Raw genomic sequence first — 11,604 nt, forward strand, 5'->3', positions numbered from 1 at the left:
TTTCTGTTGGCTTTTCGGTTTGCGCCAGTATTACATGATAAAAGCATCAATGAATACAATTCAAATTTCTGGAATTAACACAATACCTTTTAGAGCGCAATCACCTCTTTTTTAAACAAGTACAAACACCTAGACTTTAAAAATATACGTGGTTAGTATTTGAAAACCGCTTGTCTTTTAATGAATAGACAATACGTATTAATCCTGTTTAAAAGAGTTTTTCTTGTTAATAATTGTCAATCATCCGATTTTTTTAGAGAATACCGAAGCTTAAGTCTATTTTCAAAAAGTTTACTTAACTTAATAATACCAATTAAACTCTAAATGCGCTCTGACAACTCTAAAATAAAGGAGATTTTTAAAGATCTTACATTTTCTAAAACAGAAATTAAGATTATAGAATCTGTATTTCACAAAGTGGAACACAGCAAAGGAACAGTGCTTCTAAGAGCAGATGATATAGTAGATAAGCAATATTACATTTATAGTGGTTGTCTTAGGTCATATCACATAGATACACACGGAAAAGAGCACACAGTACAGTTTGCTATTAAAGACTGGTGGATAAGTGATTATACAGCTTACTTTTCTACGTCTAAATCCATTATGAATATTGAAGTCCTTCGAGATGCAGTACTATATCGACTATCTAAAGATGATAAAGAATATTTATATGCTCAAATCCCACATATAGAATCTTTTTTTAGGAAAAAATTAGAACGTGCATTTGCTGCTTTCCAAAAACGAATTTTATCTAACCTCTCTCAAACAGCAGCAGAACGTTATACGTCTTTTATTAATACCTATCCCAATATTGAAAAAAGTGTAAAAAATTATCATATTGCTTCTTACCTTGGTATTACTACTGAAAGCTTAAGCCGAATTAGAAAAGAATTATCCGCTATCTAAAATTTATTACCATACATCAATTTTTTTATTGATTTATCATCATACTTTTGCGCCTAATAGTAAGATTGACATAACACTATTGTAAATCCCTATGATTAATAGCTATGAAAGCGCAGGTATAATATACTTGCGCTTTTTTCATACCTTTAATTGCCTCAAATTGACAACACTGTAAAACCGGCTAAAATGAAAATATCAAAATCAAGACGACTATTTATTAAAAAAGGGGCTCTAGCTAGTATCGCTATTCCGGTATTAGGTATTAACTTGCTAAACTGCAATCCTGAAAAGAAAAAAGAGGTAGAAACATCTAAAGAATCACCAAAAAAACTGAGTATTTTAATACTTGGAGGCACAAGTTTTTTAGGCCCTCATCAAATAGCTTATGCTATCTCACGTGGGCATGAGGTATCAACATTTACCCGAGGAAAAACAATACCAACAGTGCATAGAGATGTGTTTAAAAATGTAGAGCAACTTATTGGAGATCGTGAAGACAATCTTAAAGCCCTTGAAAATAGAAAATGGGACGTGGTTATTGATAATTCTGGTCGTAAAGTACAATGGACTAAGGATACTGCTAATCTTTTAAAAGACAATGTAGGCATATACATGTACACCTCTTCTACTGGTGTTTATTATCCATACAAAGGCAGCAATATAACAGAAGACACCAAACTCGTTTTAGACATGCCAGAAGGTCTTACTGAAGATCAAAAATATGAACAAGATTATGGTATTATGAAAGGAAATTCTGAGCTAGAAGCCATTAAAGCCTTTGGCAAAGAACGCACTATCATTGTGAGACCTACCTATATGATTGGACCTGCAGATAGAACTAATCGTTTTGTACATTGGCCTATACGACTTGCTAAAGGAGGTGCCACTTTAGTTCCAGGAAAACAAGAAGATCTAGTGCAGTATGTTGACGTACGAGATGTTGCCGAGTGGTATATTCGTTTAGCTGAAAACAAACAACACGGCACCTATAACGCTGTTGGACCAAAAGACACACAAACAGTAATGCAGTTCATAGATGAAGCAGCAAACACCTTTGACGTGAAGTCATCGTTTATATATGTAGACGATTATGAATTTCTAAAAGAAAACAATATCTATTATCAAATACCTTGGGTAATGCCCGAAGGTGATCATTATGGTTCGGCAAGAATCGCTCATCAAAAAGCTATGAATGCTGGATTAACCTATAGAGATTTAAAAGTAACTGTAAAAGATACCCATGACTGGTGGTATTCTGATGCTGTTACCGAAGAAAGAAGACAGCAATATAACAATGATTCCAATATGCTAATATCTAAAGAAAAAGACATTGTTTCTAAATGGAAACAACGATTAGTAAAAGACTAATACAATCTTTAATAAAAAGAAATTAAAAACCACCTAGTAAAACGCATAGGTGGTTTTTTACTTAATACTAACTAATATATCAAGCTCTGGAGTTTTCTATCTTATCTTCTGAAAGTTTAGCTAATGAAAAAGCACCTACGGCCATGACTAAATCTCTTACTGCCACATCTATATAATGCCCACTAAAAACTAATGTTAGTGCAATAGCAATAAGCCAAGCCATAACCACAAATGCTCCTATTTTAGGTTTTAAAAACACCAGTCCACCTGCAACAATTTCAATAATTCCAACAACAATCATAAACGTACCTGCTTCAAAAGGTAATAATTCTGAAAACCCAGCAGAGATATATTGACTCCAATCGGTTAATAGATTTGTAAACTTATCAAACCCTGCTATAATTGGCACCAAACCAAAAGTGTATTTTAATAGAGTTTTTACTAACTGAACATTTGAATTCATAACTTCTCGATTTAATTATTTTTAAATTTGTTTCAGACTTTAGATAAGTGATCATAAAAAAGGTTACAAAATTTTGTAACTATTTCTTTAAATATCTATCTAAAGAAAAAGGGCAATTCTATGGAAATCATCAAGATTAATGATTTTAATAATCATACTTTATCAGAATCTGACATCATAAAACGAATCCTTTCAGGAGAAAAAGAACTCTATGAAATTTTACTAAGACGAAACAACCAAAAACTATATAGAGTCATACGAAGCTATATAAGTAATACTGCTGAGATAGAAGACATCATGCAAAACACGTATTTAAAATCTTATGAAAAACTATATCAGTTTAAGCATCATTCTAGTTACTCGACTTGGCTTATTAGGATTGGAATTAATGAAGCTCTTGCTCGATTAAAAACAAAATCTAAAGTACTTCATTTAAATACTGCTCAAAACTTGAACAGCAACTCCATTTTAGAAAGACCAGACACTTCACAACTAAATCCTGAAAGCAAAATCATTAGAAAAGAAGCTAAACAGCTCTTAGAGAAGACTATTGATAGTCTTGACACTAAATACAAAACTGTTTATATTTTAAAAGAAGTTGAAGAAATGAGTATAAAAGACATTGCCAACTGTTTAAATATTTCAACTGCTAATACAAAAGTTAGGCTTCATAGAGCTAAACATATGCTCAAAGAAAAACTCTTTGAGATAACTACAAATGTCGATATTTTTGAATTTGGTTTCAGTAAATGTGACGATCTAACCGAAAAAATCATGTCAATTATTTTAAAAGATTAAAAGAAAAAACACCCTTGACATAATCTGTCACTAGCTCAAATATCTTTGCATTACGTTTAACAATTAAATCAATTATAAAATGAAAAATGCAGTGAACTGGTTTGAAATTCCAGTAAAAGATTACGACAGAGCTAAGCAATTTTATGCTACAGTTATGGGTTCTAAAATCACCGATCTTCCGATGCCTGAAGATAATATGAAGTATGGCGTATTTGAGTATGATGAAGACAACAATGGTGTAGGTGGAGCTATTATTGAAGGTGAAGGTCAAAACCCAACAACAGATGGGGCAACTATTTATTTGAATGGTGGTGAGAATCTAGACATCGCCTTAAATAAGGTCGAAGCTAATGGCGGAAAAATAATGATGCCAAAAACCGACATTGGTCAATTTGGTTTCATTGCTCAGTTTTTAGATACAGAGGGAAATCGTGTAGCTTTACATTCTATTCTGTAAACCTGTAGTTAGCTTAATCAATCAAAAAACAAAGTGATAGCGGATTGCAATGCGGTTCGCTATCTTTGTGCTTATGTCTCAATTATCAAGACTCATATCAATATTAACACTGTTACGATCCAAGCGATTGTTAACGGCTAGTGAACTTGCTGATAAGTTTAACGTTAGTGTGAGAACCATCTACAGAGACATAAGAAAACTAGAAGAAGCTGGTGTACCTGTTATGACCATTGAAGGTAAAGGTTATTCGCTTATGGAAGGTTATACTATTGCTCCTGTTCAATTTACCGAAAAACAAGCCAATGCTTTAATCACTGCCGAACATTTAGTCAATCAAAGTAATGATTCGTCATTTACAAAAGACTTTAAGGAAGCGCTCACCAAAATCAAATCTGTATTTAGAACCTCAATTCAAGAAAAAAGCGAACTGCTTAACAGTAAGATATATGTTTTTGATTCTAACTATGAAAACATCTCTAGTAATGCACTTTCTGAAATTCAACTTGCCATTACCAATTTCAACTATGTAGAGATCTACTATCGTAAAGCAGACGACCCTAATATCACGTTCAGAAAAATAGAACCTTACGCTTTCTATGTCACCCAAAACAAATGGATTTTAATTGCATGGTGCCACTTGCGCAATGATTATCGTGCCTTTAGAGTAGATCGCGTACAAAATTTTAAAATTCTAACCGAAACCTTCGAGGATCGTAAATTTGATATATTGAGCTATTTTCAGTCATGCCCTTATGATGCGAAATAGTCAATCACGTTATTCATTTAATATAAAACCATTACATTAGTTAGATTAATAGTATTGCAATACACTTATGAAAATCACCTACTGGATTACAACACTTACACTGTCACTGTTTCTATTATGGAGCAGCTATAGTTATATATTTAGCTCATCTGCCATAAAAGGTGTAAAAGATTTAGGGTTTCCTGATTTTTTCAGAATCCAATTGGCCATCTTAAAATTACTGGCTGTATTAATCATTCTTATTCCAGTTATATCACTTCAGATTAAACAATGGGCTTATGTTGGTATTATTCTATTCTTTATCACTGCTTTTATAGCGCATATGGCACATAAAGATCCAATAATCATCAATTTGGTCAATTTAGTTTTAATTGGTCTCACCATAACCTCTTATATTTATTTACATAAAATTATTTCATTAGATTAAGACGTAGATTTATACCTCAAATAAAATTAAAGCTTTAAATTAGATGAGTATTAATCCAAATTAAAATGGGGCGAATTCATCTATTCGAATTTGAAGATCAACAATGGTTTCCTACATTTCTAAGAAATTATGGAACAGATTTTTTACAGTTCTTATCAAACAAAGCAAAAATTTACAAACCCATTATTCCAGTACTTGAAAAAGGAATAAAAGCTAATTCAACACATCAAATTATAGATTTAGCTTCGGGAGGAGGAGGCAGTTTATTATGGTTGAATTCTGAATTAAAGAAAAGTTTACCTGATCTTAGGATTATTCTAACAGACTATTATCCAAATATTCCTGCTTTTGAGTATACCAAAAAAAAAGCCGATAATATCGATTATATCGCTACATCTATAGACACTAAGAATGTTCCTAAATCTTTGGATGGCTTAAGAACTCAGTTTTTGTCATTACATCATTTTAGACCGAAAGAGGCTTTACAAATTTTACAAAATGCTGTAGACGATAAAAATGCCATTGCTATTTTCGAAGCTCAGGAACGAAGTGTCCCAAGTATTTTAGCTATGCTTTTTTCTCCAATAAGTGTTTGGTTAACGACTCCTTTTATTCGTCCGTTTAAAATTGGACGAATTATTTTCACATATCTTATTCCTATTGTTCCATTATTTGTAATTTGGGATGGTATTGTGTCCTGCTTAAGAACCTATTCGGTTAAAGAAATGGAAACACTAGTTAGCCAATTACAAGATAAAGAACGGTTCAATTGGGATATCAATAAAGTAAAATCAGGTCCTGGAGTAGTACTTTATCTTCTGGGTACACCTAAATAATAATCATCATGAAAAAAAAATCACTACTCTTAATCATCTTTTTACTAGTCTCGGTACTACAAACCAAAGCACAAACTATCGATAATCTTAAAGAGATCAACTTAGTTTGGGAAAAATTCTATCAAGCATTTGATTCGCTAGATTACAAATTGATGGCAGAGATTCACTCTAAAGAACTTGTTAGAATTTCTGGAGGAAACCGCATTATCGATTATGAAACGTACATTAATAATTATAAATCAGGGTTTAAAAGAGACGCTAACAATGGAGACACCAGTAACATTTCATTACGCTTTTTTGAGCGCATTAATAATGAATCTCAAGCAAGTGAAAGAGGCGTCTATAAATTGATAAGAAATAAAAACAAACCCAATGAACAAGCTTATTACGGACAGTTTCATGTGATATTCGCCAAAGAAAACGGTGTATGGAAAATCACCATGGATTATGATTCAAATGAGTCTAACACCATTGATGAAAAAGCTTATCAAAAAGCTCATCCTATTGATGACTTTGAGAAGTTTTTAAAAGAATAAATAGTATGAAAATTATTTCAACCAATATAGCAAAGCCAACCACATTTGTCTGGAATGGGCAAAACGTGACAACAGGCATCTACAAAAAACCAATCTCACAACCCATTTTCTTGGGAAAAGAAGACGTAAAAGGCGATGAAGTTTCCGATAGAAAAGTGCATGGTGGTGTTTTTAAAGCTTGCTATTTGTTTTCAGCAGATCATTATCCGTATTGGAAAAATCTATATCCACATTTAGAATGGACTTATGGAATGCTTGGCGAAAATCTCACTGTTAAAGGTTTGGATGAAAAAGAACTTCACATAGGTGATATTTATAAAGTAGGTAACGCTTTGGTTCAAATCACTCAACCTAGAGAGCCCTGTTTTAAATTTGCCGCAAAGTTTAAATCATCGGAGGTTCTAAATCAATTCATATCACATGGCTACCCAGGAACTTATGTAAGCGTTCTTGAAGAAGGCACTGTAACGATTAACGATACATTTGAACTGATAAAAAAAGCAAAAAATAGTATTTCAATTTATGACTTTTTTCAGCTACTATATGCAGAAAATAAAAACAAAGCGCATATCAAGTCTATAATAGATAATGATGCATTACCTCAACGAAAAAGAGAGCGTTTGAAACGCTTTTTATAATACGTTGAAGCAAATTTATGATACCCTTAGTGTTCTTAATAAATGGAAATTACTGAAAAAAGATACCATTAAAATAATATCTACCTTTGCATCAAATTTTAATGCATGTCGTTTAAAGACTTAAAACTAAACAAACCTATTCTTAGAGCCATTGCCGAAGCTGGTTACGATGACCCAACTCTAGTGCAAGAGAGAACAATTCCAGCGGTTTTAGAACGCAAAGATGTGATTACCTCTGCTCAAACTGGAACAGGTAAAACTGCAGCATTTGCGTTACCTATTTTACAATTATTGTTTGACAAACAAGATGCGCCTAAAAAGGGAAAAAAAATAAAAGCATTGGTGGTTAGTCCAACACGTGAATTAGCCATTCAAATTTCTAAAAACTTCACAACCTACGCTACATATACCAATTTGAGGTCTGCAGTAATTTTTGGTGGTACATCCATCGAGCCACAAAAAGACATTTTAGCAAAAGGCATTGATATTTTAGTTGCGACTCCAGGGCGTTTACTAGATCTTCATAAACAAGACCTTCTAAATCTGGATTATGTAGAAACATTTGTTTTAGATGAAGCAGATCTTATGTTGGATATGGGCTTTATTGATGATGTTAAAAAAATAGAACGACTGTGTCCTGAAAACAAACAAACATTATTGTTCTCTGCAACAATGCCATTTAAAGTAGAGCAATTAGCAAATTTGATACTAAAAGCACCCGAACGTATTGAAGTTACACCCACATCTTCCGCAGCAAAAAACGTGAGCCAGGTATTGTATTACGTTCCAAAACGTAATAAGATAGAATTGTGCTTACATTTATTACGAAATGAGATCAAAGGAAGTATTCTCATATTTAGGCGTACTAAATTTGGAGTTGACAAACTACATCAAACACTTACAAAAAATGGCTACAAAGCTGAGCGTTTGCATGGAGATAGAAGTCAGAATGAACGTCAGAATGCATTAGCCGATTTTAAACGTGGTAAGGTTAATATTCTAATTGCGACAGATGTAGCAGCAAGAGGTATAGATATCAACGAATTGGATGCTGTGATTAATTTTGACCTTCCTAATGTTCCTGAAACCTATGTACATCGTATTGGTCGAACAGGACGTGCTGGACATATGGGACATGCATATTCGCTTTGCTCTGCAGATGAAAAAACGTACATCAAAACGATTCAACAACTGATTAATGTACAAATTCCTATTGAAGAGCATCATCCCTATCCTCTAGACCCCAAAGCAAAGCCTATCGTTCATAAAAAGAAAGGAAGTAAATACAAAAAAGGTCGTAAAAGTGAAGCGTCTAAAAAGAAAAAGAAGCGCTGGTATTAAAGAGTCTTAACATTGAAAGTTGAAAAATTCAATCCTGAAATCAACAAAGTATACTTTATAGAAAGTCATACACTCATTCATATTTTATCTGGTAAAGGAAGTATTCAGGTTGATTTTAAAAACTATTTCGATTGGCAGGAGAAAGCCATCTTTTTAGAAAAAGGGCAATACATCAAATTTCTTTCAGGTGATTTTACAGTAAGGCGAATTGAGTTTTCAAATGATTCCAAATTTCATGATCCAGAAGTTCGCGTATTATTTAAGCATCTCATTTCTTTGGGATATATAGATCTTTTAGAATGTGGCGACTGTGAAACATTTTTATCTGAATCAGTTCTAGCAGACAATTCTGCAGATATTATAGATATTTCATCAAAACAATGGTTTTGGCAAAATCCATTTCAAGCTAGTAAAGAGGAGTATCAAGTTATATTTGACACCAAGGCTATTATTGACAAAGAATATGCAAATCAACTTACTACTAACGACCTCGTAAGTTTGATTAATGATCGTGGTTATAACGCGCAGGCTTTGGTAAAAAATAAAGTTGGTTTATCTGTTAAAAACCTTATGAGTTCTAAGCGACACAAGGAGAGTTTAAAAGAAGTAGCTTTTACAGATAAAACAATTCAAGAGATTTCTTATGATTTAGGCTTTAAAGACGATGCTTATTTTAATCGTGTGTTTAAAACAACTGTTGGACAAACACCTAAGGAATTTAGAGCTAATTTCGATTTTCAAAACCGAGATCTATTCACTCAAGACCTCTTAGAACTTTTAAGTAAATATCACACCCAAGAAAGAGCATTAGGGTTTTATGCTGATAAAATGAATGTTTCAATAAAAACCTTATCAAAAAAAGTGCAATCCAAAATGAACATCTCGCTTGGGCAACTCATCAGGTTAGAACTCATAAACACTGCTAAATTGATGATTCTTGATAATGAATCGATAACATCAATTTCAAACCGATTAGGCTTTGAAGAACCCAATCACTTTTCTAGATTCTTTAAACATTATTCTGGGCAAACTCCAACCGATTTCAAATTAAAAAAGTACAATTCTTAGTCTGTTTTTTGTAGCAAGCTAACTCGCATTTCACTTCATCTTTGCAGTGTATTAATTCACTAAAAAACAAAAAAGATGAATATTAAAAATCAAGTAACAAAAATGGATGCAATAGTTAGCCAAGGCGCTATTGTGGATGCTGTACAACAATTCTTCGCAGAAGATGCTACAACATCAGATTATGGAAATGGTGGTACCAATGGTAAACCAGAAATGATAGCTAAAATGCAAGGATTTGCAGGAGCTATTGCTAAGGTTAATGGAATAACACACCACCACTCCATTGTAGACGGAAATGTTTCGGCTTCAGAATTTACATTCGATTTCGACATGAAAGATGGCAGTAAAATTTACTGGCACGAGATTATTCGTAGAGTATGGAATGAACAAGGACAAGTCATTCAAGAGGAATACTTTAACGCAGCATAATAACACTAATAATTAAAACAAAAACAAAATGAAAACTTTAAAAACACTTATAGCAGTATTATTAATTTCAACCACGCTATCTGCACAAGATAAGATGGGAAACAACATCGACAACAGTAACATCGCACTTCAAGGTTATAGCCCTGTGTCGTATTTAGATCTTGGTCTTGCTCAAAAGGGTAACAAAGACTATAAATCTGAATACAAAAAAGTGGCATATTACTTTACTTCTCAAGAGCAAAAAACCACTTTTGATAAAAACCCAAGTAAATATTTACCTCAATATGGTGGGTTTTGTGCTTTTGGAACTTATGCAGGAGCAAAGTTTAGAGTAGATCCAAATAAATTTATTGTAAAAGATAATAAGTACTATTTATTCTTAAACAATGTAGAATTAGACGCTAAACAATTATGGTTAGCAGAAAAAAACCATGGAAAGTTAAAAAGTACTGCAGACAAAAATTGGAGTAAACTAAGAAAGACTCACAATTAATTAGAGACCACAATTTAATATTAAGAATCATGAAATTTATAACAAAACGCATACATGCTTATTTGGATTATCCAGTAGCAGTAGCACTAATCGGCCTTCCTTTTTTGCTCAGTTTAGGCAGCTCTAATGCACTAGCCTTGCAATTGTCTGTAGCAACAGGAATAGCCGCATTGATCTTAACATTACTCACAGATCATCACTTAGGTGTGTTTCGTGTAATTCCATACAAGTACCATCTTATTGTCGACTTTCTAGTTGCAATAGTATTTATCACAGCGCCTTTTATTTTTTCGTTTAAGGGCATTGATGCCTACTATTATTGGATTAATGGAATCGCAGTCATAACTGTAGTAAGTTTACATAAACCTGAGTATTTCAAAGATTAATGATTCAAATCGAATACACGCGAAAAGCACAAGTAATTTTTACTTGTGCTTTTTTATTTATCTGAAATAGCTATTCAAAAACAATTTCAATCAAGTAGTAGTTTGGGATATCAAAAACGGTTCCCCAATCTTCTGGTTTGTGTTTACTTCCAGTGACATCACAGTACTTTTTCCAACCCGTTTCCTTATCTATGTATGGTAAAAAGTAACCCATTATTAACGTTTTTGTCTCTAATGCAATAGGCATTGGATCACTGGTTTTTAAGAAATCATGCAATGCATATTTATCTTTCGCAGCTTTAATATCATACATTTTTGGCGTTGAAAAACGTTCGAACATAAAGTTCATTTTAATCGTATTATCGATTTGTGTTTTGACATAATACTTAAATTCAAATACCGAATCATTGATAGCTGGTATATAGTCATATTTAGCACTATCCATAATAGTATCTGTTCTTGCCAAACTGCCATTGGTATACTCTTTTACAAAAAGCTTATAGTTTTTACCTTTTAGATCGTTACCAGTAAATGTTAATCGTATGGTTTCAATATCCTGAAATCTCAACATATCTTGTAAATCCTTATGATCTGATCCATATTTGGTTTGCAGTTTGATGTCGTTTTTTTGCGCGTTTAGTGTGCTGAAGCAAATTAATGCCACAGCTAAAATGATAAAATGTTTCATG

At 32.8% G+C, this 11,604-nt stretch carries 16 protein-coding genes; 14 read left to right on the forward strand and 2 right to left on the reverse strand.

What is annotated here, in order from left to right; all coding sequences use genetic code 11:
• Positions 1–324 precede the first annotated feature (324 nt).
• A complete protein-coding gene (locus Q0783_RS07765) occupies positions 325–909 on the forward strand; it encodes a Crp/Fnr family transcriptional regulator (RefSeq protein ID WP_298894336.1) in 585 nt (194 codons plus the stop codon).
• Between the two features lie 186 nt (positions 910–1,095).
• Positions 1,096–2,277 (forward strand): NAD-dependent epimerase/dehydratase family protein, encoded by a 1,182-nt coding sequence (locus tag Q0783_RS07770; protein ID WP_298894337.1) that lies wholly within the window; start codon positions 1,096–1,098, stop codon positions 2,275–2,277.
• A gap of 79 nt (positions 2,278–2,356) precedes the next feature.
• On the opposite strand, the gene Q0783_RS07775 is transcribed toward Q0783_RS07770, so the two are convergent.
• On the reverse strand, positions 2,357–2,740 hold the full coding sequence (locus Q0783_RS07775) for a hypothetical protein (RefSeq protein WP_298894338.1): 384 nt from the start codon (positions 2,738–2,740) through the stop codon (positions 2,357–2,359).
• A 120-nt stretch (positions 2,741–2,860) separates the two neighbouring features.
• Here Q0783_RS07775 and Q0783_RS07780 point away from each other — a divergent pair, with 120 nt between their 5' ends.
• The 12 genes from Q0783_RS07780 (at position 2,861) to Q0783_RS07835 (ending at position 10,915) form a co-directional block, all read left to right on the forward strand.
• Complete coding sequence (locus Q0783_RS07780) at positions 2,861–3,538, forward strand: RNA polymerase sigma factor (protein WP_298894339.1); 678 nt, start codon at positions 2,861–2,863, stop codon at positions 3,536–3,538.
• 79 nt (positions 3,539–3,617) lie between these two features.
• Positions 3,618–3,995, forward strand: a complete 378-nt coding sequence (locus Q0783_RS07785; RefSeq protein WP_298894340.1) for a VOC family protein — start codon at positions 3,618–3,620, stop codon at positions 3,993–3,995.
• Between the two features lie 73 nt (positions 3,996–4,068).
• The gene (locus Q0783_RS07790; RefSeq protein WP_298894341.1) at positions 4,069–4,761 is read left to right on the forward strand and encodes a YafY family protein; all 693 of its coding nucleotides are present in this window, start codon (positions 4,069–4,071) and stop codon (positions 4,759–4,761) included.
• Positions 4,762–4,828: 67 nt separating this feature from the next.
• Positions 4,829–5,188, forward strand: coding sequence for a DoxX family protein (locus tag Q0783_RS07795; RefSeq protein ID WP_298894342.1), 360 nt, complete (start codon positions 4,829–4,831; stop codon positions 5,186–5,188).
• Between the two features lie 65 nt (positions 5,189–5,253).
• Entirely contained in the window at positions 5,254–6,024 is a 771-nt protein-coding gene (locus Q0783_RS07800; protein ID WP_298894343.1) for a hypothetical protein, read from the forward strand.
• Positions 6,025–6,032: 8 nt separating this feature from the next.
• Positions 6,033–6,560 carry a nuclear transport factor 2 family protein gene (locus Q0783_RS07805; protein ID WP_298894344.1) on the forward strand — a complete coding sequence of 176 codons (528 nt, stop codon included), beginning with the start codon at positions 6,033–6,035 and terminating at the stop codon, positions 6,558–6,560.
• Positions 6,561–6,565: 5 nt separating this feature from the next.
• Positions 6,566–7,198 (forward strand): MOSC domain-containing protein, encoded by a 633-nt coding sequence (locus Q0783_RS07810; protein ID WP_298894345.1) that lies wholly within the window; start codon positions 6,566–6,568, stop codon positions 7,196–7,198.
• 105 nt (positions 7,199–7,303) lie between these two features.
• The gene (locus Q0783_RS07815) at positions 7,304–8,539 is read left to right on the forward strand and encodes a DEAD/DEAH box helicase (RefSeq protein WP_298894346.1); all 1,236 of its coding nucleotides are present in this window, start codon (positions 7,304–7,306) and stop codon (positions 8,537–8,539) included.
• 12 nt (positions 8,540–8,551) lie between these two features.
• Positions 8,552–9,607, forward strand: coding sequence for an AraC family transcriptional regulator (locus Q0783_RS07820; RefSeq protein ID WP_298894347.1), 1,056 nt, complete (start codon positions 8,552–8,554; stop codon positions 9,605–9,607).
• 75 nt (positions 9,608–9,682) lie between these two features.
• Positions 9,683–10,036, forward strand: a complete 354-nt coding sequence (locus Q0783_RS07825) for a hypothetical protein (protein WP_230936352.1) — start codon at positions 9,683–9,685, stop codon at positions 10,034–10,036.
• Positions 10,037–10,064: 28 nt separating this feature from the next.
• A complete protein-coding gene (locus Q0783_RS07830; RefSeq protein ID WP_298758233.1) occupies positions 10,065–10,529 on the forward strand; it encodes a YHS domain-containing (seleno)protein in 465 nt (154 codons plus the stop codon).
• A gap of 29 nt (positions 10,530–10,558) precedes the next feature.
• Complete coding sequence (locus tag Q0783_RS07835; RefSeq protein ID WP_298758236.1) at positions 10,559–10,915, forward strand: hypothetical protein; 357 nt, start codon at positions 10,559–10,561, stop codon at positions 10,913–10,915.
• Positions 10,916–10,985: 70 nt separating this feature from the next.
• Here Q0783_RS07835 and Q0783_RS07840 read toward each other — a convergent pair whose 3' ends face one another.
• A complete protein-coding gene (locus tag Q0783_RS07840; RefSeq protein ID WP_298894348.1) occupies positions 10,986–11,603 on the reverse strand; it encodes a hypothetical protein in 618 nt (205 codons plus the stop codon).
• Position 11,604 lies beyond the last annotated feature (1 nt).

This window comes from uncultured Psychroserpens sp., from assembly GCF_947500255.1.
GTDB lineage: Bacteria > Bacteroidota > Bacteroidia > Flavobacteriales > Flavobacteriaceae > Psychroserpens.